Origin of the sequence: Saccharopolyspora ipomoeae, assembly GCF_029952525.1 — a bacterium.
GTDB classification, from domain to species: domain Bacteria; phylum Actinomycetota; class Actinomycetes; order Mycobacteriales; family Pseudonocardiaceae; genus Saccharopolyspora; species Saccharopolyspora ipomoeae.
Genome location: NZ_JASAOF010000006.1, coordinates 165,379 through 191,420 on the forward strand (window position 1 = coordinate 165,379; position 26,042 = coordinate 191,420).

At 69.3% G+C, this 26,042-nt stretch carries 21 protein-coding genes; 13 read left to right on the forward strand and 8 right to left on the reverse strand.

Translation table 11 applies throughout. The features are described 5' to 3' along the window. Positions 1 to 32: 32 nt before the first annotated feature. From QFW96_RS13120 to QFW96_RS13130, 3 genes are read left to right on the forward strand one after another with little or no spacing between them, the layout of a single operon-like run. Positions 33 to 1,172 carry a hydantoinase/oxoprolinase family protein gene (locus QFW96_RS13120; protein WP_343231376.1) on the forward strand — a complete coding sequence of 380 codons (1,140 nt, stop codon included), beginning with the start codon at positions 33 to 35 and terminating at the stop codon, positions 1,170 to 1,172. Beyond that, positions 1,169 to 2,836 (forward strand): hydantoinase B/oxoprolinase family protein, encoded by a 1,668-nt coding sequence (locus QFW96_RS13125; RefSeq protein ID WP_281455886.1) that lies wholly within the window; start codon positions 1,169 to 1,171, stop codon positions 2,834 to 2,836. The genes QFW96_RS13120 and QFW96_RS13125 overlap by 4 nt, the downstream gene beginning before the upstream one ends. Next, on the forward strand, positions 2,836 to 4,461 hold the full coding sequence (locus tag QFW96_RS13130; RefSeq protein ID WP_281455887.1) for an OPT/YSL family transporter: 1,626 nt from the start codon (positions 2,836 to 2,838) through the stop codon (positions 4,459 to 4,461). The genes QFW96_RS13125 and QFW96_RS13130 overlap by 1 nt, the downstream gene beginning before the upstream one ends. A gap of 483 nt (positions 4,462 to 4,944) precedes the next feature. Here the strand turns inward: QFW96_RS13130 and QFW96_RS13135 are convergent, their stop codons facing one another. After that, positions 4,945 to 5,193: a hypothetical protein gene (locus QFW96_RS13135; RefSeq protein ID WP_281455888.1), complete on the reverse strand. Its 249-nt coding sequence runs from the start codon at positions 5,191 to 5,193 to the stop codon at positions 4,945 to 4,947. A 321-nt stretch (positions 5,194 to 5,514) separates the two neighbouring features. Next, positions 5,515 to 5,733 (reverse strand): hypothetical protein, encoded by a 219-nt coding sequence (locus QFW96_RS13140; protein WP_281455889.1) that lies wholly within the window; start codon positions 5,731 to 5,733, stop codon positions 5,515 to 5,517. Between the two features lie 903 nt (positions 5,734 to 6,636). Here QFW96_RS13140 and QFW96_RS13145 point away from each other — a divergent pair. Continuing rightward, the gene (locus QFW96_RS13145; RefSeq protein WP_281455890.1) at positions 6,637 to 7,545 is read left to right on the forward strand and encodes a hypothetical protein; all 909 of its coding nucleotides are present in this window, start codon (positions 6,637 to 6,639) and stop codon (positions 7,543 to 7,545) included. Positions 7,546 to 7,840: 295 nt separating this feature from the next. Here the strand turns inward: QFW96_RS13145 and QFW96_RS13150 are convergent, their stop codons facing one another. Further along, on the reverse strand, positions 7,841 to 8,515 hold the full coding sequence (locus QFW96_RS13150) for a TetR/AcrR family transcriptional regulator (RefSeq protein ID WP_281455891.1): 675 nt from the start codon (positions 8,513 to 8,515) through the stop codon (positions 7,841 to 7,843). Between the two features lie 307 nt (positions 8,516 to 8,822). Between QFW96_RS13150 and QFW96_RS13155 the strand changes: the two genes are divergently transcribed. The 8 genes from QFW96_RS13155 (at position 8,823) to QFW96_RS13190 (ending at position 15,938) form a co-directional block, all read left to right on the forward strand. Then, positions 8,823 to 9,617, forward strand: a complete 795-nt coding sequence (locus QFW96_RS13155; RefSeq protein WP_281455892.1) for an enoyl-CoA hydratase-related protein — start codon at positions 8,823 to 8,825, stop codon at positions 9,615 to 9,617. Between the two features lie 38 nt (positions 9,618 to 9,655). Next, the gene (locus tag QFW96_RS13160) at positions 9,656 to 10,804 is read left to right on the forward strand and encodes an acyl-CoA dehydrogenase family protein (protein WP_281455893.1); all 1,149 of its coding nucleotides are present in this window, start codon (positions 9,656 to 9,658) and stop codon (positions 10,802 to 10,804) included. Positions 10,805 to 10,878: 74 nt separating this feature from the next. Beyond that, positions 10,879 to 11,625 (forward strand): SDR family NAD(P)-dependent oxidoreductase, encoded by a 747-nt coding sequence (locus tag QFW96_RS13165; RefSeq protein WP_281455894.1) that lies wholly within the window; start codon positions 10,879 to 10,881, stop codon positions 11,623 to 11,625. 182 nt (positions 11,626 to 11,807) lie between these two features. Then, complete coding sequence (locus QFW96_RS13170; protein WP_425524755.1) at positions 11,808 to 11,912, forward strand: hypothetical protein; 105 nt, start codon at positions 11,808 to 11,810, stop codon at positions 11,910 to 11,912. Positions 11,913 to 11,928: 16 nt separating this feature from the next. Continuing rightward, a complete protein-coding gene (locus QFW96_RS13175; protein ID WP_281455895.1) occupies positions 11,929 to 13,134 on the forward strand; it encodes an acyl-CoA dehydrogenase family protein in 1,206 nt (401 codons plus the stop codon). 9 nt (positions 13,135 to 13,143) lie between these two features. Then, positions 13,144 to 13,920 (forward strand): enoyl-CoA hydratase/isomerase family protein, encoded by a 777-nt coding sequence (locus tag QFW96_RS13180; protein WP_281455896.1) that lies wholly within the window; start codon positions 13,144 to 13,146, stop codon positions 13,918 to 13,920. A 2-nt stretch (positions 13,921 to 13,922) separates the two neighbouring features. After that, positions 13,923 to 14,111 (forward strand): 3-hydroxyacyl-CoA dehydrogenase NAD-binding domain-containing protein, encoded by a 189-nt coding sequence (locus tag QFW96_RS13185; RefSeq protein ID WP_281455897.1) that lies wholly within the window; start codon positions 13,923 to 13,925, stop codon positions 14,109 to 14,111. A 147-nt stretch (positions 14,112 to 14,258) separates the two neighbouring features. Then, entirely contained in the window at positions 14,259 to 15,938 is a 1,680-nt protein-coding gene (locus QFW96_RS13190; RefSeq protein ID WP_281455898.1) for a class I adenylate-forming enzyme family protein, read from the forward strand. Between the two features lie 245 nt (positions 15,939 to 16,183). Here the strand turns inward: QFW96_RS13190 and QFW96_RS13195 are convergent, their stop codons facing one another. The 4 genes from QFW96_RS13195 to QFW96_RS13210 all read right to left on the reverse strand — a co-directional run bounded on the left by QFW96_RS13195 (position 16,184) and on the right by QFW96_RS13210 (position 20,846). Next, on the reverse strand, positions 16,184 to 16,870 hold the full coding sequence (locus QFW96_RS13195; RefSeq protein WP_281455899.1) for an SDR family NAD(P)-dependent oxidoreductase: 687 nt from the start codon (positions 16,868 to 16,870) through the stop codon (positions 16,184 to 16,186). Next, positions 16,867 to 17,775, reverse strand: coding sequence for a DMT family transporter (locus QFW96_RS13200; protein ID WP_281455900.1), 909 nt, complete (start codon positions 17,773 to 17,775; stop codon positions 16,867 to 16,869). The genes QFW96_RS13195 and QFW96_RS13200 overlap by 4 nt, the downstream gene beginning before the upstream one ends. Then, positions 17,772 to 20,138 (reverse strand): wax ester/triacylglycerol synthase domain-containing protein, encoded by a 2,367-nt coding sequence (locus tag QFW96_RS13205; protein ID WP_281455901.1) that lies wholly within the window; start codon positions 20,136 to 20,138, stop codon positions 17,772 to 17,774. The genes QFW96_RS13200 and QFW96_RS13205 overlap by 4 nt, the downstream gene beginning before the upstream one ends. A gap of 75 nt (positions 20,139 to 20,213) precedes the next feature. After that, positions 20,214 to 20,846 carry a carbonic anhydrase gene (locus QFW96_RS13210; protein WP_281455902.1) on the reverse strand — a complete coding sequence of 211 codons (633 nt, stop codon included), beginning with the start codon at positions 20,844 to 20,846 and terminating at the stop codon, positions 20,214 to 20,216. A gap of 939 nt (positions 20,847 to 21,785) precedes the next feature. Here QFW96_RS13210 and QFW96_RS13215 point away from each other — a divergent pair. After that, positions 21,786 to 24,725, forward strand: a complete 2,940-nt coding sequence (locus QFW96_RS13215) for an AfsR/SARP family transcriptional regulator (protein WP_281455903.1) — start codon at positions 21,786 to 21,788, stop codon at positions 24,723 to 24,725. Here the strand turns inward: QFW96_RS13215 and QFW96_RS13220 are convergent. Then, positions 24,703 to 25,902 carry an APC family permease gene (locus QFW96_RS13220; RefSeq protein ID WP_281455960.1) on the reverse strand — a complete coding sequence of 400 codons (1,200 nt, stop codon included), beginning with the start codon at positions 25,900 to 25,902 and terminating at the stop codon, positions 24,703 to 24,705. The two genes, QFW96_RS13215 and QFW96_RS13220, sit on opposite strands and share 23 nt — an antisense overlap. Positions 25,903 to 26,042 lie beyond the last annotated feature (140 nt).

Consider the following 26,042-nt stretch of genomic DNA (forward strand, 5'->3'; position numbering starts at 1 on the left):
CCGGCCTCCCGATCAAGGCACCGGTCATCGACATGATCGAGATCGGTGCCGGTGGTGGTTCGATCGCGTCGATCGACGAGGTCGGCCTGCTCCGGGTCGGGCCTCGCTCCGCAGGCTCGGATCCGGGCCCCGCGTGCTACGGCAAGGGCGGCACCGAACCGACCGTCACCGACGCCAACCTCCTGCTCGGCTATTACGACCCGGAGTTCTTCCTCGGCGGGCAGATGGCGCTGGACAAGGCCGCGGCCGAAGAGGCAGTGTCCACGGTGGCCGGACCGCTCGGTCTTGCGCCGGAGGAAGCCGCGTGGGGCGTCCACAAGGTCGTGGTGGAGAGCATGGCCGGCGCGGCCCGAGTGCATCTCGTGGAGAAGGGGAAGGATCCGCGTCGGCACGCGATGGTCGGTTTCGGTGGGGCGGGCCCAGCGCATGCCGTCGGAGTTGCCAGGGCGCTCGGCGTCCGCGAGGTGATCGTGCCGCCCGCGTCCGGCGCGGCGTCGGCTGTCGGATTCCTCGCCGCACCGCTCTCGTTCGAGCAAGTGCGCTCGATGCCGGTCCGGATGGTGGACGGCTTCGACGCCGCTGCGGTCAACGCAGTGCTGGGTGACCTGGAAGAGCAGGGTCGCGCCAAGCTCGCCGAAGCCGGTGTTCCGGACGGCGTCGTGCGGGTCGAACGCACCGCCGACATGCGCTTGATCGGACAGCTGCACGAAATTTCGGTACCGCTGCCCGATGGCGTCATCGACGCCGGCAGCCTCGGCCGGATCCGCGATGCCTTCGCCGATACCTACAAGGCGCGCTACACCTCGCTCTACGAAGGCGCTGAGATCGAGGCGATCAGCTTCCGCGTCACCAGCTTCGGGCCCACTCCGTCGGTGTCGCTGACCAGCAGCGCGGCGGCAGCGGAATCCGTTCCCAGCAAGAAGGGCACGAGGAATGCCTACTTCAATTCCGGCTGGGTGGAGGTCGACGTCCACGATCGGTACGCGCTCGTCGCCGGTGACCGCATCGACGGCCCGGCGATCATCGAGGAGCGTGAGTCGACCACCGTGATTCCCCCTGGCGACAGCGTGCTCGTCGACCCCGCGCTGAACCTGCGCATCGAGGTCGCCGCCCCGGAGGAGGCTTCGGCAGTCGTCACCGCCGACACCCGCACGAGGAAGCGGTCAAGGTGATCGAGGACGATCCGATCGCCCTGGAGATCATGTGGAGTCGACTGGTCAACGTGGTCGAGGAGATGTGGGAGACGGTGTGCCGCACCGCGTTCTCCCTCGTGGTGTCCGAGGCGCAGGACTTCGCTTGCGAGCTTCTCGATCCGACCGGTGAGACGCTCGCGCACTCGCCACGCGCGATGCCGGTGTTCAACCTGACCTTGCCCAGGGCCGTCAAGGCGCTGCTGGCCAAGTACCCGCCCGAGACGCTGCAGCCCGGCGATGTCCTGATCACCAACGATCCCTGGCTGTGCGCCGGTCACCTGTTCGACATCGCGCTGGTCACCCCGGTCTTCCACGAGGGAAAGCTGATCGGGCTGATGGGAACGGTCGGGCACGTGGCCGACATCGGTGGCACCAAGGATTACCTGCACCCGCGCGAGATCTTCGAGGAAGGGCTGCAGATCCCGCCGATGAAGCTGTACTCGGCGGGTGAGCCGGACGAGTCGCTGTTCACGTTGCTGGGTGAGAACGTCCGCAACCCGAGCCAGGTGATCGGTGACATCCACTCCTTCGTAGCGGCCAACGCACTGGGCTCTACCCGGTTGCTTTCCTTCGTGCGGGAATACGGCATGCACGACCTGCGGGCGCTGGCGTCTGTGGTCACGAAGCGTTCCGAGGACGCGATGCGTGCGGCCATCCGCGAGTTGCCGGACGGCGTCTACACCTCCGAGATCGAGAACAATCCGCTCGGCGAGGTGATGCGATACCCGGTCAAGGTCACGGTGGACGGCGATGCGATCGCCATCGACTTCGACGGTGCCCCCGCACAGCTCCCGCAGGGCGGCATCAACTGCACGATGAACTACACGGCCGCGCACGCAACCTACCCGCTCAAGTGCATGCTCACCCCGAACGTCCGCGGGAACGCGGGATGCTACCGACCTTTCGAAGTGTCCGCTCCCGAGGGATCGATCCTGAACGCCAATCGGCCCGCGTCGGTGAACCTGCGCACCCGCACCGGCTGGTACATCGCTCCGAACCTGTTCAAGGCGCTGGCGAAAGCCGCACCTGAGGAGGTGCAGTCCTTCACCGGGCTCCCGTTGGCCGCGACCGTCTACGGCGCCGACGCGAACGGTGGCACCTACTCCGACATGTTCTTCGTCGGGGGCGGACAGGGCGCGTCGAGCAAGGCAGATGGGAAATCCGGATTGCTGTACCCCACCTCGGCCGCGAACACGTCCATCGAGCTGTTCGAGACGCGCGTTCCGGTTCTCATACTGGAGAAGACCTTCGTCGAGGACTCCGGCGGAGCCGGAGAGCACCGCGGCGGACTCGGTACCCGCTTCGCACTGCGCAAGCGCCACGACGACGGGCTGCCCATGCACGTCTCCGTCTACCCGGAAGGGGTCAAGTCCACTACCCCGGGCCTCTTCGGGGGACTGGCGGGAAGCGGCGCGCGCGGAGTGGTGCGTGATCCGAGCGGATCGATCCTGCACGACTGCGGAAGCGGCGAGCTGGTGCAGATCTCGAGCACCGAGGAGATCATCGAGATGCAGGTCAGCGGCGGCGCCGGGTACGGCGACCCGTCCGCTCGGAGCCGGAACGATGTCGAGCGGGACTTGAGCGAGGGCATCATCTCCGAGCAGTCGCGCCTCAGCGATTACCGCCTGGCCGAGGAGGACTGATGCCCGAAGAGCAGACCATCTCCGCCAGAACCAGGCAGCAGCATCCACGGGCGCTCGCTCCCGCCAACCTCGCGTTGACGGTGGTCGTCAGTGTTTTCGGGGCCATCATCGGATTGCAGCTCCTGGTCAACCTCGGGATCTCGGCGAACACTTCGCTGATCGGCGCGCTCGTCGCAATGGTGCTGGCCAGGGTGCCGATGTCGCTGTTCGCGAGCTACCGCTCCATCCATTCGCAGAACCTCGTGCAGAGCGCGATCTCGTCGGCCACCTTCGGCGCGGCCAACGGCCTACTGTTGCCGATCGGCATTCCGTGGGCGATGGGACGGCCGGACCTCGTAGTGCCGATGTTCTGCGGTGTCGCGGCAGCCATGATCGTCGATGCCCTCATGCTCTACCGGCTTTTCGACACCAAGATCTTCCCAGCTGCGGGGGCGTGGCCGCCGGGAATCGCAGCGGGCGAGGCGATCCGGGCAGGCGACAAGGGCGGACGCCGTGCCGGCCTGCTCGGAATCGGTGTCGTGGTCGGTGCGGCCGGCAGTGCGCTTGGCATCCCGATGTCGGCCTTCGGTGTGGCGTTCATCGGCAACATCGTCGCCATGATCATGTTCGGCATCGGGTTGCTCTTGCGGCAGTACCAGACGCAGCTGTTCAGCGGGGATTTCTTCGCCACCACAATTCCGGAGGACAATCTCGCCGAGGCGTACGTGCCGCACGGTTTCATGATCGGCGCGGGGTTGGTCGCCCTCGTGCAGGTCGGCGTTCAGTTAGCGCGCAAGAACAGCGAGGAAGGCGGAACGACCCGGTCCGACGCGGACATGCGGAGAACCCTCGGCCTCGGCCCGGCCGCGTACGTGCTGATCGCGGTGTTCCTCGCACTGATCTGCGGCGTGTGGACGGACATGTCGGCCGGGATGCTGGTCGCCTTCGTGATCTACGCCGGTCTCGCGGCTCTGGTGCATGAGCTGATCGTCGGGCTCGCCGCCATGCACGCCGGTTGGTTCCCGGCGTTCGCCGTCGCACTCATCACGCTCATCATCGGCATGATCATCGGGTTTCCGCTGGAAGCCCTCGTCGTGCTGGTCGCGTTCTCGGCCGCGACCGGACCGGCCTTCGCGGACATGGGGTACGACCTCAAGGCTGGCTTCATCCTGCGCGGACATGGCGCGGACCCGGATTTCGAGCTGGCCGGACGTCGACAGCAACTGATCTCGGCCATGATCGCGTTCGGTATCGCTATCGCCGTTGTGCTCGTGATGTGGGAGTCGTACTTCTCCCGCGACCTGCTACCGCCCGTTGACCGGGTGTTCGCCGCCACCATGCACGGCGGGATCTCACCCCACGTCGCGATGTCACTGGCCATGTGGGCGGTACCCGGTGCGATCGTCCAGCTCGTCGGTGGTTCCAAACGGCAGGCAGGAATCCTGCTGGCCACCGGTCTTCTGGTCAGCCAGCCTTCAGCCGGCTGGGCGGTACTGGCCGGGATCGTGATCCGCTTCGTCTGGCTGCGGCTGCGCAGTGAGAAGGCCCGTTCGGAGATGGAGGTCGTCGCCGGCGGGGTGATCGCAGGTGACGCCCTGTTCAGCTTCGGCGAATCGACCCTCAAGAGCCTCACAGCGAAGAGCTGACAGCACACTCGCGACCGCCGCGATCGGGTGGTTGTTCAGCGGGAGTGAGCGTCGGGCAGCTCTCGGAATCCTGGAGCAACCTCGCCCCGCTGAACGAAGCCGACCGTGACATACCGACGTATGTGTTGGTATGTCACGGCGACGTCCTCAAAGCGCATTCCGGCGGGCGACCCCCGACTGCCGCCCGCCCAGCACCGACCCGGCAGGACCTCGTTGTCCCGCCAGTCGCACGTGCCCGTTATTGCAGGTCAGCAGGCATGTGCGACGTGAATGGTCTGTGTCGCGGGGTGGCTAAGTCAAGCTTGCGGCGGGAAGTAGCAGTCACTGTGTCCGTTTGCTCGCGACTGTTCGGGGCCCAGGTCGGTCAGGGGAGCAGACGCCGCAGTCCTCCTCCGTGGCTTGGTGCCGGCTTGAGATCCCCACACCCCGGGCGCCGAAAGGGCTGCCCGGCCCGTTCGCCCGGTGTCCCGCTACGACTGACCGCTAGGAGTCGTGATCTCTTGGCGTCACGTCGATCCAGGCGTCGTCGTATACCGGGCACCGCATCTTCAACCACACCACGTTCTGGCGTGCCTCTTCTTCGGTGTCGAACCCGATGAGGGCCTGCCGCTCCCCGAAAACCAGGTAGGTGAGGAGCCACTTCGGCGGAATCAGTTCGAGGATGATCTCGTACGGTGGGATGGGAAGCCAGTCCGAATGCCCGGCCTGCCACCGTCCGACGATGTCGGCCATCGACTCCCCTTAGCTGCGGTCAGGCCATCACCAGTATCCGACACGCGGTTCGTGTTCGGTCGGGCCTTTCGACCCTGATTTGCGGCGGAAGTGCTTCTGCTCTTGGGGGCATGGCTTCCTGCCCGACCTTGAGGGCGCCCTTCTTCTGGAGAGCTGGGGCGGGTAGAGAGCTCCGGCAGCGGGGCGGGGGTGTCGATGGCGTCTGGGCGGCTCGTGGGTTCGCCGCTACCGCACTCGTACGAACCTCGTGCACGGCGCCGACAGCGAGAGCGTCTACGGGCGTCGCACGTGGTGGTGCTTTCGGCCGGTTCGCGCGTCGGATCAGCGGTTCACGACTACCGCGCCGTACCCGGTCGCAGCGAACTCGTCCACGAACACCCGGTGCACCTCACGTGCCCGTTGTGCGGTGTGGCAGCGCCGGACGCGTTTCGCGATCGTGGCGCCCGGCTCGGTGACCGTCGTTTCGTATTCGTCGCCACAGATCCGTTCGGTGATGAACACCCACGTCTGCGCGTCGAACGTCACTTCGGTGCGCCACATGCGTGGATGCTAACGCGTTGCCGAGATCGCCTTCGACAGATCGACGTGGTCCTGCCATCGCTGATTGACGCCGAGTTCGCCACCCGCCAGGTCGCTGTTCGGTAATCGCGCACGCAGGAAGCTGCAGACCTCGAAGAAGCACTGCGGAGCAGTTTCGATCAAGTCCGCCAGGCGAGCACCGCGGGTGCGTCACGGCTGCATCGATGCGCAGGCCGGCATTCGAACAGATGTAGGCGAGCGGACGGCTGTTAGCTTCGAGGTACGTCTCGTTTGAGATCGGCTTTCGCTGACCGAACCGAGACGGACGGCGTTCGGAAAGGTCCCGGAGCCTGGCCGGGCCCTTCTCGTGAGGGGGACGGCCAAGGCCAGGGCTCGGGGTCGTCCCGGTGCCCCGGCCTTCGTTTCGGCCGTGAAGGCACCAAGAAGGTTGTTGGTCCGCGAGGCGCTGGTGCCAGCCCCGCGGCGCGCAACCGAGAGTTCCTCAACGCCGAGCCATTTTCGCGTCAGGGCCATGCCGTTCGACTTGGCGGAAGCGGCGGGCCTTGAATCCGCGGTGTCTCGATGCATGCTTTTGGCGCTGAAGATCGCCAGATCGTTAGTGCTCGGCTTCTCGGTGACCACTGATTCGGCGGGACTTTCTGCCCTTCGATGACTGGGCGCTCGTGTTCTGGTCAGCTGAGGGAGTTGAGACCGACAACTCCGGGGTAGTGGAGCGAGGTCATCCGTTTGGGTTGATGACGCGTTCGGCGGCGCGTCGTCAACTGCTGGGGTGAGCCGCGAACACCAGACTCGCGCGGGCCCGTCCCGTTGGCTCTGTTGGAGATGTTCTCTGCCATGCCCCTGCAAATTGCCCCTCCTATCGAACAAAGCAGCAGTTCACGTGGGTGGAAGAGCGTCCTGGTCATGGCAGCGGTGGCCCTGCCGTGGTTCATCTGGAGCTGGGTCGCTCTGGGGTCGGCGATCCCGGATACGCTGGTGATCAAGCTCTTCGCCGGGTGGGGGATGTGGAACTTCACCAATGGTTGGCAGCTCTACCTCGGCCTGTATCCGTTCTTCACAATCGTTTCCGCCGTCATGCCGGTTTTGGGTTTGATGGGGTTGCTGGCCTGGGTTCCCGCACGAGTGCGCGCTGGTCGCACAGCATCAGCGGTGGCTCGGTTGGACGCCTTCGCCGGGCTCGCGGCCGGCGGCGTGGCGTACTACATCGCCTACACGCAACTCGGGGTATCGCCCTACCACTGGTACTACGCCCCGACGATCACGGCCCTCTCGATCGCTGCTGCTGCGCTCATCGGATGGGCTGCTTGCCGGTTCCGCCACGGTGTCCTGCGATGGATCGCGCTGTCCACGGCAACTTCCTCGGCGGCATTCGCCGCACTGCTACTGGCCCTGGTCCGTGTTCACGGCATGCCGTGGGCGCAGTCGCCGATCATGAGCAACGGGACCACCCCTGGCGAATACGCCCGCATGGGACAAGAACTGCACAAGCGCGTTGGTAGCGCGACCGTCGGTAGTGCCGACGAAATCGGAACGCTCGCCTACTTCTGCCACTGCACGATCACGGACGGATTTGTCGACCGCGGTTACATCCCCGACCAGATCCGCCAACGAGAGGAACAGCTCAGCCCGGTTTCCCGGTGGCTGCTGCGGTTGAACTACCGCTACTTCGATCGGAGTGCAACCCCGCGCCCACTCGACTACCAGCTCCACCGAGTTCCCGGTCCGGGACCCGATCCCATCCTCACTGGATCGTCACGGTGGGCTTCAACCAACCACTTCGAACTCGGAGATCTACGCGCACCTGCACCGTGAGCATTCGCCCGTGTTCAAGACCCGGCTTGCCTGGTGCATCAACAAGTGCGTTCGCTGTGGACAGGAGAGCGTCGAAGGAGCGATGTTCCGTGGGCGCGCGTGAATAGAGCCAGGTCCGTGTCGTGCCTCAGGTTGAGTGGGCTGACGCCTCGTCCCGTCAATTCTGGGCCGCTGTAGGCGCATCGGCTGCCTGGAGGCCTGCCGTGTTCCCTCGATGCGGCTCCCGGGCCACGGTCGGTGTTGATCTCCTGTCCTGGACCCCTCCGTCGCGGTGGTCCGGTCGGCTCGTGGTGAGTCAGCGCGTCGTCAGCAGGTGCTCGTACTGGTGGCGGCGCTCTGGTTCGAGGAGCGCGCTCAGCATCAGGGCTGTTTGTTTCGCGACGTAATCCTCGAACTGCAGTGTTCGTTCGAGGTGCCAGTGCTTGAGGGCCCAGCCGTGGGCCATCAGCAGGAAGTTGTGGGTGGCCAGCTGGACATCGACGTCGACGAGGTGGCCGGATTCCACACCGCTTCGGATCGCGGTGCGCAGCGGCTCGCTGGTATCGACTTCCATCTGCTTGATCTTGTTGCGGCCTTCGGGGCTGAGAGTTCCGCTCTCGCGGTAGGTCAGCACCGCGGCGTGGCGGTGTTCGTCGATCACTTCGCAGTGCGCTCGGAACGCGGCCGCGATGCGTTCCACCGGATCGTCGCCGGCGGCTTCGATCGCCGTGGGCACTTGGCTGGCGAAGGCGTTGAGGACGTTGATGATGACGGCGAGGAGCAGTTCGTCCTTGTTGCCGAAGTACCGGTAGATCAGGCCGACGCTGACCGCGGCCTCGTCGGCGAGCGCTTGCATCGAGACCCCGTGGAAGCCGTCCCGCTCCATGAGCCGGGCGGCGGCTGTGAGCAGCTGCCGGGTGCGCCACTCCGCCCGGACGGCGCGTGCGGCCTCGTTGGGGTCCTGCGGTTCCGACCTGGCTGTCGTGGGCACGTCGGTCTCCCTGCGCGTCGGTGAACGTCCGTTCATTTTCGGTGGCTCCATGTTCACAGATACCGCCTGGCCGCTCGTTGAGGGCTGCCGCCTGCGCTCCGGCTCCTCACCTGTCGGTGCTTCTGCCGGGGCGGAAGGCGGCTGCCCCCGTTCGGTTCGTGAACCCTCTCTTGACACCTTGCCACAAACTGAACCACTATTCACCCACGATGAACGACGGTTCATTTTCGGTGAATGAACGTTCGATTTTGGCTCGCTGAGTGCTGAGCCGCAGGTCAGCGAGCGGTATCGGTGAGGAGAGCAGGTCATGGGTAGCTACGAGGACATCCAGTACGCGGTCGAAGGTCCGGCCGCCGTGGTGACGATCAACCGGCCGGAGCGGTACAACTCCTTCCGGGGCAAGACCGTCGAGGAGCTGATCGCCGCGTTCCGCGCGGCCTGGGCCGACCCGCAGGTGCGCGTCGTGATCCTCACGGCCGCGGGGGAGAAGGCGTTCTGCACGGGTGGGGACGTCAAGCAGCGTGCCGAGACCGGGGACTACGGGCCCACGGAGAGCGGCATGTTCGAAATCGGCTACCTGCACAAGCTGATCCGGGACATCCCGAAGCCGGTCATCGCGGCGGTCAACGGCCTGGCCATCGGCGGCGGGCACGTGCTGCACGTGCTGTGCGATCTCTCGATCGCCGCGGAGACCGCCAAGTTCGGGCAGGCCGGTCCGCGGGTGGGCTCGTTCGACGCGGGTTTCGGCTCGGCGTTCCTGGCGCGGATCGTGGGGGAGAAGCGGGCTCGGGAGATCTGGTTCCTCTGCCGCCAGTACGACGCGGCAACCGCGGAGCGCTGGGGGCTCGTGAACGCGGTGGTTCCTGGTGACCAGCTGCTGGCCGAGGCGAAGCGGTGGGCCGAGGAGATCGCGGTGCTGAGCCCGACGGCGATCAAGTTCCTCAAGCAGTCGTTCAACGCCGACACCGACCACCAGGCCGGTCTGAGCAACATGGCGATGTCCGCGCTCAGCGTCTTCGGCGAGACCGAAGAGGCGCACGAGGGAGCTGCGGCGTTCGCCGAGAAGCGCAAGCCCGACTTCTCCCAGTACGCGGCGCTCTGAGATCAGTGATCACTTCGACCACCACCAGGAGCGCGGGAATGGACTTCGGGCTGTCATCGGATCAGCAGCGTTACCGCGACCAGGCGCGCCGCTACGCGGAACAACGGCTGGCCCCGTCGTATCGCGCGCGTGAGGAGAAGGGCTTCGTCGAGCCGGAAGTGCGGCGGGAGATGGGCGAGCTGGGGTTGATCGCCCCCGAGCTCCCGGCGTCGCTCGGCGGCCGGGACCTCGCCCGGGTCACGACCGGCATCCTCGCCGAGGAGATCGCGCGCGGCGACTTCTCCGTGTCCTACCTGCAGATCGTCGGATCACTGGTGGGTCAGATCCTGGCCGGCAACGCCGAGCCGGAGATCGCGAGCGAGTGGGTGCCCAAGATCTGCAGCGGTGAGGAGATCGTCGGCATCGGGCTGACCGAGCCGCACGCCGGATCCGATGCCGGGATGCCGCGTTTGCGGGCGCGCCGAGAGGGAGACGAGTACGTCCTCAGCGGCATCAAATCGCTGTCGTTCTGCAACGAGGCCGCAGCCGTGGTGGTCTTCGCCCGCACCGGCGAGGAGACCGCGCGCGGCAAGGGCATCAGCGCGTTCCTGGTTCCGCTGCACCTCGACGGTGTCACGCGCGAACCGTATCCGGACATGGGTACGAAGGCCGTCGGGCGCGGTGCTGTGCACCTGGACGAGGTCCGGGTCCCGGCGAACCACCTGCTCGGAGCCGAAGGCAAGGGCTTCACGCAGGTGATGCAGGGATTCGATTTCAGCCGTGCCCTGATCGGCCTGCAGTGCGTGGGAATCGCCCAGATCACGGTGGACGAGACCTGGCACTACGTCAGCGAGCGAGAGGCCTTCGACCAGCCTTTGAGCAAGTTCCAGGGGGTCTCCTTCCCGCTCGCGGAATCCGAGACGCTGTTGTCGGCCGCCAGACTGCTGTGCTACCAGACGCTTTCGCTGAAGGACCACGGGCAGCCGCACACCGCCCAGGCCGCGATGTGCAAGTGGTGGGCGCCGAAGACGGCGTTCGACGTCATCCAGAACTGCCTGCTGCTGCACGGCCAGTACGGCTACCGCACCGACCTGCCCGTCGAGCAACGTCTTCGGGACGTCCTCGGCTTGCAGATCGGTGATGGGACCGCCCAGATCATGAAACTCATCATCGCCAGGGAGAAGCTCGGGCGCGCCAAGGCGCCCTGAGCCACGAGTCGCTGGAATCGCATCGACGACCCGCACCGGCCACGCGCCGGTGAGTTTGGGAAGGAACGCAAGAAATGGGACGACTGGACAGCCAGATCGCAGTGGTGACCGGCGCGGGCCGGGGAATCGGTCGCGCGATCGCCGAGAAGCTCGCCGAGGAAGGTGCGACCGTCGTCGTCTCCGACATCGACGAGTCCACTGCGACATCCACCGCTGCGGCGATCGGCGGCAAGGCGATCGGGCTGCGCGCCGATGTGACCTCCAAGGAATCGGTCGAGGCCGTGGTCGGCGAGGTGCGCAACCTGTTCGGCCGAATCGACGTTCTGGTCAACAACGCAGGCTGGGACAAGGCCGGACCGTTCATCGACAGCGACGAGGCCGACTGGGAGCGAGTCGTCGCGATCAACCTGTTCGGGATGCTCCACGCGACCAAGGCCGTGCTGCCGCTGATGGTCGAGCAGGGCAGGGGTGCCATCGTCAACCTCGGTTCGGATGCCGGCCGTGTGGGCTCCTCCGGAGAGGCGGTCTACTCGGCCGCCAAGGGCGGCGTGATCGCCTTCACCAAGACGATCGCCCGTGAGGTGGCCCGCAACCAGATCAACGTCAACTGCGTGTGCCCCGGCCCGACCGACACCGAGCTGTTCGCCTCCATCGGCGGGGACAGCCCGAAGCTGCGCGAAGCGCTGACCAAGGCCATCCCGCTGCGCCGTCTCGGCGATCCGCAGGACCTCGCCAACGCGGTGGCGTTCCTCGCCTCCGACGAGGCCCAGTACATCACCGGTCAGACCGTCAGCGTCAGCGGCGGCCTGACGATGAGCTGAGGCCGCGTTGGCGCACGACATCGGAACGACATGTCCACTGCCTGCGTCGTCGCGGGTGTCAGGACTCCCTTCGGTCGGTACGGCGGAGCGCTGGCGCCGGTTCGGCCGGATGACCTCGCCGCCCCCACGGTGGCGCGATCGCACTGGGCCACCCGCTCGGCGCCAGCGGCGCCGGGCTCGCGCTGACCGCCGCACTGGAGCTGCACGACCGGGCCGCCCGGCGTGCCCTGGCGACCATGTGCGTGGGCGTGGGCCAGGGAGTATCCGTGCTGTTCGAGGCACCTTGATCTAGGAGAGACAAACATGACAACTGCGACCCCAGCGGCAACGGGCGCGCGCAGCGCTACGAGCGGCCTGGCCGAGGACTACCTCGAGCTGGACGCCTTGCTCTCCGCCGACGAGATCGCACTGCGCAACCGAGTGCGGGCGTTCGTCGGTTCCGAGATCGCACCGCACATCGCCGAGTGGTACGAGTCGGCGGCCTTCCCCCGGGAGATCACCGCGAAGTTGGGGAATCTCGGTGTGCTCGGCATGCATCTGCGAGGCCACGGCTGCGCAGGCCGCAGCGCGGTGGAGTACGGGCTCGCGTGCATGGAGCTCGAGGCCGGCGATTCCGGACTGCGGACCTTCGTCAGCGTGCAGGGGTCGCTGGCGATGAGCGCGATCCACAAGTTCGGCTCCGAGGAGCAGAAGGAGCGGTGGCTGCCGGGCATGGCCGCCGGCGAGCTCATCGGCTGCTTCGGCCTGACCGAGCCCACCGCGGGCAGCGACCCGTCGAGCATGCGAACCACGGCGCGCCGAGACGGCTCGGACTGGGTGATGTCGGGGAAGAAGCGCTGGATCGGACTCGCCTCGATCGCTGATGTCGCCGTCATCTGGGCCCAAACCGAGGACGGCGTTCGCGGGTTCCTGGTGTCGACGGAGGCACCGGGCTTCACCGCGACGCCGATCGAACCGAAGCTGTCGATGCGGGCCTCGATCCAGTGCGACATCGAGCTCAACGACGTGCGCCTGCCCGCAGAAGCGGTGCTACCCGGTGTCACGGGGCTCAAAGGACCGTTCTCGTGCCTGAACGAGGCGCGCTACGGCATCATCTGGGGAGCGATGGGCGCCGCCCGCGACAGCTACGAGGCCGCCCTGACCTATGCGGGGAACCGGACGCAATTCGGCCAGCCGATCGCCGGCTTCCAGACCACCCAGCACAAGCTCGTCGACATGGTCCTGGAAATCCAGAAGGGCACGTTGGTGGCCTTGCGGATCGGGCGGATGAAGGACGCCGGAACGCTGAAGCCGTCGCAGATCTCCTTCGGCAAGCTCAACAACGTCCGCGAGGCCATCGCGATCGCGCGAGAAGCCCGGACCATCCTCGGTGGCAACGGGATCACCCTCGAGCACTCACCGCTGCGCCACGCGAACAACCTGGAGAGCGTGATGACCTACGAGGGCACCAGCGAGATCCACTCCCTGATCATGGGCCAGGCCATCACCGGCCTGCCGGCGTTTCGGTAGGAGAGACCGATGAATCACCGGACACTGCGCACCGAGATCGCCGAGGGCATCGCGGTCGTCACGATCAACCGCCCGGAGGTCCGCAACGCGGTCAGCCGCCAGGTCCAGGACGACCTGCGGGCAGCGCTGGCGGAGTTCAAGCAGGACGACGCGGTGGGCGTCGTCGTCATCACCGGAGCCGGCGACAGGGCGTTCGTCGCCGGCGCCGACATCGCGGAGTTGAAGCGGTACACCAAGCACACCGGGCTCGCCTCCGAGATGCAGCGGCTTTACGACGAGGTCGAGGCGTTCGACAAGCCCACGATCGCCGCGGTGAACGGCTACGCGCTCGGTGGCGGATGTGAACTGGCGATGGCTTGCGACATCCGCATCGCCGCTTCCAACGCGCAATTCGGCCTGCCGGAGACGAATCTGTCGGTCCTGCCCGGTGCGGGCGGTACGCAGCGACTGGCACGGCTGGTCGGCACCGGCCGCGCGATCGAGATGATCCTCACCGGCCGTCGGATCGATGCCGAGCAGGCACGCGAGATCGGTCTCGTCACCTCTGTCGTCCCGCCGGCGGAGCTGATCGCGACTGCGCGTGAGACCGCCGCGCAGATCCTGAACAAGGGACCGCTGGCCGTGCGGTTGGCGAAGCTGGTGATCCGTTCCGGCATGGACGCCGACCAGCGCACCGGCATGGTCATCGAGCGCTTGGCGCAAGCCCTGCTCTACACCAGCGCGGACAAGCTCGAAGGTGCCAGCGCCTTCCTGGACAAGCGCGAACCCGCGTTCGAGGGGGACTAGCCATGTCCGGCGACGACATCGACGAGATCACCACCATCGGAACGGGCGCGATGGGCGCGCAGATCGCCATGGTCTGCGCCCCGGCCGGCTACGACGTCACGGCCTGCGACCCCGATGCGAACGCGCTGACCCGCGAGACGGCCTCGGAGGCAACGGAGTTCTGCTCGACCACCACGTCGCCCGGCGCCTGACCGACATGGAAGTCGTGCACACCTGCGAAGGAACCGACCACATCCAGCCACTGATCACCGGGCGGGACGTCACCGGAATCTCCGCCTTCGCGTGACCAGACGGACGTCATAGCACCGAGTTTCAACCTCAACGAGGAGGACTGAAGCATGAGCACCTACGATCCCACGGCGTACAAGCGGTTCTTCGAGCACGAGTTCACCTACCTCGCCGGTTTCCGGCGCAACACGCATCGCTTCGCCGATCGTGTGGCGATCCACTGTCCCCGAACCGGCACTCCCTGGACCTACGAGGAGTTGGGGACCCGGGTGGACCGCCTGGCCGCCGGGCTGTCCGCAGCGGGTGTGCAACCCGGGGACGTCGTCGTCTACCAGCTCTACAACGGCCCGGAGTTCGCGCAGCTCTACCTGGCCACGCAGGCCTGCGGCGCGGTGGGATCTCCGATCAACTTCCGCCTCTCGTCGGGCGAAACCGCGTACATCTTGGACGACAGTCGCCCGCGTGCCTACGTGTACGACGCGGCGCTGGCAGAGGTCGCGCAGGGGGCCTTGGAGCGCGCGCAGCACCGTCCGGAGCTAGTGGTCGAAGTGGGTGGTGATGGAACCCCGGCCGCACACGACGGTGCCCCGGCACTGCGCTTCGAATGCCTCCTCGCCGAACCGGGGACGCCGCCTCCGGTCGTCTCGCGCACGGTCTACGAGGAGACGACGCGGTTGTACACCTCGGGCACGACCGGCATGCCCAAGGGCGTGCCGCTCAACAGCATGGTCGAGGTGTTCAGCGCGCACGACGTGATCATGCACTTCCTCCTGACACCGGAGGACCGCGTGTTGAACATGACGCCGTGGTTCCACCGCGGTGGCTTGTACGCGGGCGGGCCGAACCCGGCCTTCTACCTGGGAGCGCAGGTCGTGCCGATGCGAACGTTCGACCCGGCGCTGTGCCTGGACCACGTCGAGCAATTCGGTCTGACCTTCCTCGTCGGCGCACCCACGAACCTGGCGATGCTCACGCAGGTCCAGTCGGAGCAGCCGAGAGACCTCTCCACGCTGCGCGGCATCGTCACGATGGGAGCACCGCTGGAGCGCGAGGCAGCTCTGCACTACCAGGAGGTCCTCTGCCCTCGGATCTTCAACGGGTACGGCACCACCGAGGCCTTCTGGAACAGCTTCCTGCGCCCGATCGACCTGCCACAACACGCAGGCAGCGCTGGTCGCGCCTGCACCGACGACGAGGTCGCCGTCGTCAAGGTGCACGACGACCGGCTGGCGACCCCCGACGAGACGGTGGCCAAGGACGGCTCGGAGGTCGGTGAGGTGATCGTTCGCTCCCCGAAGTGCAGCTACGCCTACGCGAACGCCCCAGAACAGGAAGCCGCGAAGTTCCACGACGGCTGGCTCTACATCGGCGACCTCGCCACCTGGGACTCCCAGGAGTACGTGACGATCGTCGGACGCAAGGACGACATGATCGTTTCTGGTGGGGAGAACGTGCACCCAGTGCAGGTGGAGGAGGTCCTCAACGAACACCCCGGCATCGAGGACTCGGTGGTCGTCGGCATCCCGCACGAGCGATGGGGACAGCTCGTGGTCGCCTACGTCGTCCCCTCCCGGAGCGGCCTGAGCGCTGCCGAGTGCGAGCAGCACTGCCGCGAGCACCCCATGCTCGCCGGTTACAAACGCCCACGCGGTTACCGGTTCGTCGAGGCGCTCCCGATGACCGCCACCGGCAAGAAGGTCCACTACAAGGCCCGGAAGCAGGCCGCCGATGAGTACGAACAGGGCCTGTTCGAAAGCACCGAACCAACGTACGCGGCCGGTACCAGCTGATGGCCCACGCTGCCGTCGCTGCCGACCGCAAGGCAACCCCGGCACCGTGAGATGGAGCTGAAGGTGAACGAACCCCGCCGTCTCCGGACGCCCTCCGGTTCAGCGGGCGCCCGCATCGTGGGCATCGCCTCCGCCGCAACAACTTCCAGCGGCTGACGCACTGGAACTCGGTGAACACGCGCTGCGCGTCCCGGCGTACCCGGGTTGCGGCTCGGTGCGGCGCCCACCGACGCACGGGGAGTGGGTCAGCCGAAACGCCTTGCGAGGTGGTGGAAGGCCGTGGGTAGGGCGCCGTGGAGGCGGTCGGCCGCGGTGAGCCAGCGAGGGACGAAGATCTCGGGGCGGCCGCGCAGGACCGCGTCGACGAGGGCGTCGGCGACGCGGTCGGGTTCGACCATGCGCGGGAAGCGGCGGTCGTAGGCGCGGCCGTGGAAGAACGGGGTGCGCACGGCCCCCGGGAACACCGCGGTCGTGGTGACGCCCCGGTAGCGCAGGCTCGCCGCGAAGGCGCGCAGCCCCGCCTTGGTCGCCGCGTAGACGTCCTCGTCGCGGACGCCCACCACCGCCACCGACGCCACGAACGCCACCCGGGGCGGCAGCAGCGCGCGGGTCAGCCGCATCGGGACGGCCAGGTTCAGCTCGACGAGCCGGTCGATGCGGTGCGGTTCCATCTCCGCGAACGGTCCGGCCCAGCCGATCCCGGCGCTGTGCACCAGCAGGTCCACGCCGCGACCGGCCTCGATCACCTGCTGCAGACCGTCTTCCTCGGTGAGGTCGGCGGCCACGGCGCTGCCCCCCGCCCGGTCGGCGAGCGCGTCCAGGCGCGGTCGGTCGCGGCCGGTGAGCACGAGGTTCCAGCCGTCGGCGGCCAGCCGCAGCGCGGTAGCGGCGCCGATGCCGGACGAGGCACCGGTGACCAGAGCCCGGTTCATCCCCACGATCCCGGTTCCTCCTGCCTGGCGAGTTCGCGGGCGAGCTGCTCGCTGCGCCGCGCCAGCACCGCGATACCGCCGATCATGAGCGCGGCCGCGACCGCCTCCCCGGCGAGGATCGCGGGGGAGTGGGCGATGCGCTCGCCCAGCCAGCTCACGCCGATCGCCGCCGAGACCAGCGGGTCGACGGTGGTGATCACCGCCAGCGACGGCGACATCAACCGGCCCCGCTGGAACGTCTGCTGGCTGAGCAGGAACCCCATCGGCCCGATCACGCACACCACGTACAAGGTCCAGTGGCCGAACGGCTCGACCAGGCCTCCCGTGCGGAACTGCCCGGCCACCACCCGCATCAGGCCAGCCGTGACGCCGTAGAGCACGCCGGTGGCCACCGCGAGGCCCACCACGCCGAACTCGCCCGGCAGCCACCGCTCGGCCAGCAGCGACAGCACCACCACCAGTCCCAGGACGACCGCCAGCGGCAGCACCGGCGCACCCGTGAACTCGCTGCCCTGCCCGGAAGGCCGCGCCAGCACCAGGAACGCCGCCAGACCGCCCGCGCACGACAGCGCCCCCAGCGCCAGGACCCCGTCCATGCGCCGCCGGGCCAGCCACGCCGCGAACGCCGCGCCGAAGAGCACCGAGGTCACCAGCAGCGGCTGCACCAGCACCAGCGGCCCGAAAGCCAACGCCACCACCTGCAGCGACAGGCCGACGATCACGGTGCCGATGCTGAGCACCCAGATCGGTTCGCGCACCAGGTCCCAGAACATCCGGGGGCTGAACGTCGCGACGCGCGGGACCTGCTTGGTCACCCGGTGCTGGATGGCGCTGGCCAGCCCGAAGCTCGCGGCGCCCACCACCGCGGCGGGCACGGCCACCACCAGCACCGTGCCCGAGCTCACCGGCGCTCCCGCAGCTCGTCGAACGCCTCCCGCAGGTGCCCGGCCAGCACGTGGGCCTCCGGGGCGAGCCCGGGGTCGGTGGTGACGCCGAAGCCGAACTCCTCGCCCCAGCCGATCGCGCCGATCGCCACGCCGACACCGTCGGCCAGCGACAGCACCGGCAGCACCCGGCTCAGCCGGGAACCGTTGATGTGCGCGGCACGCCGCCTGCCGGGCATCACCGAGACCACCGCGTTGAAGAACCGGTGCCCGTAGATGCGGCGCACGACCCACGCGTGCAGCGGCGCGGGCAGCAGCCCGAGCCCGGCCAGCACGGCGCCCGCCGCTTCCGGCTGTCCGGAGTGGTCGGGCTCGGCCAGGGCGTCGGCGACGGCGCGGATCCGCCACACCAGCGGCATCGGTCCGACCGGCAGGTCCACCGACAGGGTGCGGGTGTGGTTGCCGGGAGCGTCGAGTCCCGCGCCGCTGCGGCCGGTGCGGGCCGTGCGCGGCACCATCACCCGGAACAGCGCACCGGTGCGCTTCTCGCCCAGCGACCTGTGCAGCGCCTCGGCGACCAGCCCGATCAGCAGGGCGCTGCTGGTCACGCCGTGATCGCGGGCGTGCGCGCGGACCCGCACCGCGGGCAGCGCCAGGTGCCCGAAGCTGCGCGCCGGAGTGCTGCGCCCGGTCCAGGCGCGGCTGGGCGAGCCGGCGGAGGTGGCCAGGCCGATGAGGCCGCGCAGCACCTCGCGCACCTGTCCGGTGCGCCCGGCGGCGGCCGAGTGCGGGGTGGGGTGGGGCCCGTCGCAGAGCAGGCGCAGCAGCGTGCCGGTCACCGCCAGACCGTCGCCGAGGGCGTGGTGCATCTTCGCCAGCAGCGTCGCCCGGCCGGTGGCCGGGTCGTGCAGCAGGCGCAGCTCCCAGGGCGGTCGGTCGGTGCGCACCGGGGTCGAGAAGAACTCGCTGATGAACGCCTCGGGGTCGTGCTCGGGGCGCAGCTCGCGGGAGCTGAGGTGCTCGACGGGGTCTACCGAGGCGTCGGCGATCCACTGCGGACGACGTCCGGTGCGTCGGGTCAGCCTGCGGGTGAGCATCGGCAGCCGCGGCGCGTGCTCGCGGATCCGGGCGGCGAGGTGCTCGGACCACTGGTGCGTGGAGGCCAGCGACGGTTCCAGCTGCAGGATCGCGCCGGTCTGCTGCGAGACCTCGGGAGTCGTGGCGTAGACGAAGAACGCGTCCTGCGCGCGCAGCGGACGCCTCCCGCGGTGCCGGGGGAGATCGGCGAGCGCGGCCACCTGCTCGTCGAACTCGGCTGCGCGGCAGTGCTTGAGCGCGCGTTCCTCCCGCTCGCCCACCTCCTGCGGGTCGGCGACCCAGCGGCGCAGCGTCGCGGTCAGCTGCGCTTCCTCCGGGCACAGCTCGGCCAGACCCGCGTCGGCCATCAGCTCGGCGTTGGCGCGGCCGTGCCCGGCGATCGGTTCGAACATGACCACCGCGCGCCCGCACGCCAGCGCCTCCAGAGCCGTCGCGCCACCCGCGTTGGTGATCACCGCGTCCGAGCAGGCCATCAGGCCGGGCATGTCGTCGACCCAGCCCAGCGGCACCACCCGGGGATCTCCGCGCGCCAGCAGTCGTTCGCGCACCGCCTCGTTGCGGCCGCACACCACCAGCACGCGCGCCAGGCCCGGCGCTCGCAGCGCGGCGTCCACCGCCCGCTCCACCGCGCCGAAGCTCAACGCCCCGCACGCGACCAGGGCGGTGAAACCGGTTGCGGGGAAACCGAACTCGGCCCTCGCGGTGGCGCGATCGCGCGGCTGGAACCGGCTGCGCACCGGCGGCACCGACACGGCACCGACCGCGTCCGGTTCGGCGCGGCGCATCGCGCGCAGGCTCGCCTCGCTCATCACGTAGTGCAGATCGGCTTCGGGGTAGACCCAGAACGGGTGCGGTGAGAAGTCCGACACCACCGCCGAGACCGGCACGTCGAGGCCGCCGCGCCTGCGCATCCAGTCCAGCCCGGCCGTGCCCAGCGGGTAGGTCGAGACGATCAGATCCGGTGCGAGACGGCGGATCTCGCGGCGCAGCAGCGGACCGCACCAGGCGCCGACGAAGCGCCGCGAGGCGGTGGCGAACCAGCGGTAGCGCCACAGCGCGTCGTAGAAGAAGTCGTAGAGCCACGGCGTCGACTCGACGTTGGTGACGTAGATCCAGTTGAACGCGCGCGGGACCCATCGGCCCATGATGCGCAGCGCGTCCAGCCACACCACCTCGCAGCCGGGCCAGACCCGGCGCGCGGCCTCCTCGACGGCGCGAGCGGTCGCGTTGTGGCCCTCACCGATGGTGGCGCTGATCAGCAGCACACGACGCGGCTGGAAGCTCACGCGACCGATTCCTTTCACCAAGCGTGCCTTCGCAGGCTAACGCGAGGTGCGGAGGTCGGCCCTCCGAGAAGCTCCTCAGGCGGCTTGCTGCTGGAGCCGGCCGTGGCTGGCCACGAGGCGGACCGTGCCGTCGGCCAGGCGGTAGGACAGGCCCGCGATCGCGCAGCGGCCCGCGGCGACCTCGTCGGCCAGCAGCGAGGAGCGTTCGAGGAGCAGCTCGCTGGTGCGCTGGATGTGGACGTCGACGATGTCGTCGACCTCCTCGTGCCCGCCCGCCTTGGCGGCCAGCACGCTGGGCGTGACCCGCTCGACGATGTCGCGCAGGTAGCCGGGCGGGTTGGTGCCCTCCAGGACTGCCTGGCGCGCGGCGACCACCGCGCCGCAGGAGTCGTGGCCGAGCACGACCACCAGCGGCGTGCCCAGCACGCCCACGCCGTACTCGATGCTGCCCAGCACCTCCGAGCCGGTGACCTGGCCGGCGGTGCGCACCACGAACAGGTCGCCCAGGCCGCGGTCGAAGATGATCTCCGCCGCGAGTCGCGAGTCCGAGCAGCCGAACAGGACGGCGAACGGGGTCTGCCCGGGAGCGAGCGACGCGCGGTGGTCCGCGTCCTGGTGGGGGTGCAGCCGGGCGCTGTCGACGAAGCGCTGGTTGCCTTCCATGAGGGTCGCGAAGGCTTCGGCCGGCGTGGAGGGCGTGCGGTTCATGGTGCTGAGATTAACCCAACCGGGTGGCGGCGGCAGGCCGCGAGTGGGGGAGGCCACGCCGGTGATCGGAGGTGTTTGATCTCGCAACGATCAGCGGTCCGTCGTAGGCTCGCACCTGCGGTGGTGAGGCGGGCGAGGGGGCCGCCTCACCACCGATCCGCTCGGAGACCGAAAGTGGTCCACACCGGTGTTCCGCGGCGCGTCCGGCATCCGGACGTGAATCGAAATTCCCGCAATTCCGCGTTGTTTCGCCAGGTCAGAATCGGAATGCCGGACAATGGTGAAAATTGTTCGGCGCAAGAGCTTGTGCGCTGTTCGGGTGAGCGTTCATCATCAAGACGGATTCCGGTGGTGTCGACCACCGAGGTCTGGGGGATCAGCAGGCGACGCCAACACCTGGGGGGTGTAGCGATGGCTCATCGTTTCTTCTGGCAGCGCGTGTAGTTCGCGAGGTGAACTCCGCGGCGTGAACTCGCTTCGCGCGGCGGGAGTTCCGGTCATCAGCCCGCAGATGTCGTGAGCGGGATTCGGTTTCGGGAATCCACCTCGTCGCGGGCGTCTCGGTCGACCAGCGGCACGTCGTCTCCGGATCCGGACGATCCGACGTCCATTCGGCGGGTGAACGCGCATTCCGGGGTGACGCATGCCCGGAATTGGTTCGATCCCGGTCTGGCGCTGTCGCGAGCACCGGGTGCAGCGCGCGGTCGCGCGGTCGACATGCCCCTTTCCGAGTCCGGATCCGGTATCGACCAGGTGCTCGGTATCACTCGTTGGGGTGCCGCTCGTTGAGCCGCCCGGCGTTTTGCGGCCAATGTGCGCGGCGTGGCTTTCTCGTCGCTTTCTGGAGGCAGCGGCAGGGGGTCCCGATGCGGCAATATTGTTCGTTTGTCATTTTCTGGGGGAAGCACGATGCGGTTCGAAGTTCTTGGACCGATTCGGATGATCGACGGGGGTTCGACAGCACCGCTGACCGGCGCGTTGCGACGCCACCTGCTGGCCGTGCTGCTGGCCCGCGCCAACGAACCGGTCCCGGTCACCGTTCTGCTGGAAGCGCTGTGGGGTGAGCCGGGCGAGCAGGGGGCGCGCCGACTCCAGGTCCACGTCCACCGGCTGCGCCGAGAGCTGGACGAACCCGACCGGCTCACCCACGGGCACGCCGGCTACTGCCTGCGCGTCGAGCCCGGCGAGCTCGACGCCGCGGTGTTCCGGGCGCTGCTCGACGAGGCCGCCGGGGAAGCGGACCCGGCCCGCGCGTCCGCCACCCTGCGGCGCGCGCTGGGGCTGTGGCGCGGCAGGCCCTACCAGGAGATCGACCTGCCCGAGGTCGCGGCCGAGGTGGAACGGCTCGGCGAGCAGCGGCTGCTGGCCGTCGAGGAGCTCTACGCCGCCGAGCTGCGCGCGGGCAGGCACGAGGCCGTCGCCGGTGAGCTGCTGGAGACCGTGCACCACCACCCGCTGCGGGAACGGCTGCACGGGCTGCTCATGCTCGCCCTCTACCGCAGCGGACGGCAGGCCGAGGCGCTGTCGGCCTACCAGCACGCGCGCGAGGTCCTCAACGACGAGCTCGGACTCGACCCCGGCCCGGACCTGCGCGCGCTGCACGGCCAGATCCGCGCCGGGGAGGTCGTCGAGGTCTCCGCCCCAGCCGAGGTCCCGGCCCAACTCCCGCACTGCGCCACCGATTTCGTCGGTCGCGAGGTCGCGCTGTCCGAACTGGACCAGATCCTGGACGAGGGAACCCGCACCATCCCCATCGCGGTCATCGCAGGCACCGCCGGAGTCGGCAAGACCTCGCTGGCGCTGCGCTGGGCGCACCGGGTGAAGAGCCGCTTCCCGGACGGCCAGCTGCACGCCGACCTGCGCGGCTTCGGCACCGACACCCCGGCCGAGCCAGGCGACGTGCTCGCCGGTTGGCTGCGGGCGCTGGGCGTCGACGGCAAGGACGTGCCGCTGAACGTGGCCGAACGCGGTGCCCGGCTGCGCAGCCTGCTCGACGGGAAGCGGGTGCTGCTGGTGCTCGACAACGCCGTCAGCGCCGACCAGGTGCGCCCGCTGCTGCCCGGGAACGCCCACTGCGCGGTGCTGATCACCAGCCGCGACCAGCTCAACGGCCTGGTCGTCGGTCAGGGCGCGCAGCGGGTCGAGCTGGACCGGATGACCGTCCACGAGGCGCGGTTGCTGCTCAAGGAACTGCTCGGGGACCTCGTCACCGACTCCGACGCCGTCGACGAGCTCATCGAGTGCTGCGCCCGGCTGCCGCTGGCGCTGCGCATCGCCGCCGAACGGGTCCGGCGGAACCGCAAGCGCGGCATCGACCAGACCGTCGCCGAGTTCGGCTGCGCCCAGGCGCGGCTGGACCTGCTCGACAGCGGTGACCCGCAGGCGTGCGTGCGGACCATATTCGCGGCCTCCTACCGGAACCTGTCGGAGACCGAGGCCCGGCTGTTCCGGCTGATCGGGCTGCACCCGGGCCACGAGGTCGACGCCCACTCGCTGACCGCGCTGGCCGGGGACGGCGACGTCCGCGCCACCCGGCGCGGGCTGGCGGAACTGGCCCGCGCGCACCTGGTGGAGGAGGTCGGGGACAAGCGGGTCCGGCTGCACGACCTGCTGGCCACCTACGCCGAGGAGCTGTGCGAGCTCACCGAGACCGCCGCCGAGCGGCGGGACGCGCTGCGGCGGCTCTACGACTACTTCCTGCAGGCGGCCACCGCCGCGACCGGCTTACTCGCGCCCGGAGCGCTGCCCGAACGCGACACCGGCTACGAGATCCCGGCGATGCGCGACCACGAGGACGCGGCCGGCTGGCTGGACGCCAAGCTTGAGACCATGACGCGCATCGCCGAGACGGTCGACGGCGAATTCGCCCACTACGCCGTCGATTTCGCCGTCGTGCTCGACGCCGCGCTCGACTTCGGCTGGCACGTCGACGAAGCCGAGCGGCTCCACGGCCGGGCCTGCGAGATCGCCCACCGCACCGGCGACCGGGCCGCCGAGGGCATCGTGCTGCGCGGGCTCGGCATCGCGCACTTCCGGCGCAACCGGTTCGAGTCGGCGCGACGCCTGCTGGAGGAGGCGCTGGAACTGGCCGACGGGCCGGGGGCGACGGCGACGGTGCTGCTGAGCCTGGGAGAGGTGTGCGTGTTCACCGGCCACACCGAGAGCGCGCTGGAACACCTGCGGCGCTCAGCCCGGCTGTACCAGCAGGCGGGGCTGCGGCTGCTGGGACTGCGGCCGATGATCTGCATGGGGCGGTTGCACCGCAGGTGGGGGCGCCACGAGGCGTCGCTGATCTGCCTGCAGGAGGCCTCGCGGGTGGCCGCCGCGCACGGCTACCGGCCCGCCGAGGCCGACGCGTCCTACGCGCTGGCCGGTCTGCACCGCGACGCCGGCCGCTACGCCGAGGCCGCCGAGCACGCCGAGCGGGCTCTGGTGCTGGCCCGCCGCACCCGGTTCCGGTTCCTGGAGGGCATGGCCCTGCACCGGTTGGGCACCATCCGCCGCTGCCTCGGCGACTACCCGCAGGCGCTGGAGAGCCACCGCGCGACGCTGGTGTTCGCCCGCCAGATGCGGTCGGCGACGATGGAGGCGATGGCGCTGACCGCCACGGCCGAGACGCACGCGGCGATGGGCGACGACGTCGAGGCCACCCGCTGCCTGCTGCACGCGCTCGGCGTCGCCAACAGCGGCCCCAGCCACTACGTGCGGGCCCGCGCCCACACCGGTCTCGGTGATCTGCACCGCGCGGCGGGACGGCACGACTCGGCCCGGCGCCACTGGGAGACCGCCGTCCGGATCTACGAGGCCCTGGACGCGCCCGAGGCCGGTGAACTGCGGCGGAGGCTGAGCGAGGTGATCACGCCGCGCGTGCCCTGCTGACCAGGCGGCCGACCAGGCCGATCGCGAACACCCCGAGCCCGACGGCCACCGAGGTCCACGGCAGGGTCGCGGCCAGCAGCAGGCACCCGGTCAGGCCCGCGACGTTGAGCGCCTTCGGCCAGCGGCGCTCCGAGGCCGGTTGGGTGAACGCCGAGGCGTTGGCGATGGCGTAGTACACCAGCACGCCGAAGCTGGAGAAGCCGATCACCCCGCGCAGGTCGGTGGTCAGCACCAGCGCGATCACCACCGCGGCGAGGGTGAGCTCGGCGTGGTGCGGCACCTGGAACCTCGGGTGCACGGCCGCCAGGAACCGCGGCAGGTCGCCCTCCCGCGCCATCGCCAGACCCGTGCGGCCGACACCGGCGATCAGCGCCAGCAGCGCGCCGAGGCTGGCGGTCGCCGCGCCGAACCGCACCACCGGAGCCAGCCCCGGGTGCCCGGCTGCGGTGAGCGCGTCGGCCAGCGGAGCGGTGCTGGTCGCCAGCTCGTGCGGACCGAGCACCCCGAGCACGGCCAGTCCCACGCCCACGTAGACCACTGCGGCGATCGGCAGCGCCAGCAGGATCGCGCGCGGGATCGTGCGCGCCGGATCGCGCACCTCTTCGCCGAGCGTCGCGATGCGCGCGTACCCGGCGAAGGCGAAGAACAGCAGCCCGGCGGCCTGCAGCACGCCGAGCGGACCGTGCGGCAGCCAGTCGGGCGGCCCGCCGGTTCCGGCGGCCGGTGCGCTCAGCGCGGCGAAGCCGACGAGCACCAGCAGCACCACGACCAGCAGGGCGCGGGTCAGCTGAGCGGTGCGGGTGATGCCCACGCAGTTCACCGCCGCCAGCGCCGCCACGGCCAGCGCGGCGGCCGGGCGCTCGAAACCCGGGGCCGCGTAGGCGGCGAACGTCAGCGCCATCGCCGCGCAGCTGGCCGTCTTGCCGATCACGAAGCCCCAGCCCGCGGTGAACCCCCACCAGTGACCCAGCCGCGCCCGCCCGTAGACGTAGGTTCCGCCGGACGCCGGGTGCACCGCGGCCAGCTGCGCCGAGCTCGTCGCGTTGCAGTAGGCGATGAACCCGGCGATGACCAGTGAGAGCAGCAGACCGCTCCCGGCGGCGGCAGCGGCCGGGGCGAACACCGCGAACACCCCGGCACCCAGCATCGAGCCGAGACCGATCGCGGTCGCGTCCATCGTGCCCAGGCGCCGGGCCAGCGGAGCCCCCGGCTGGTTCGTCGTCACGCCGGGGACAGTAGATCAGCGGTGCGCGGTGAGGAAGTGCGCGGGAACGCGCGCGTCGGCCACCGGTGACCCGCCCCGGTGCTCGGCGGAGG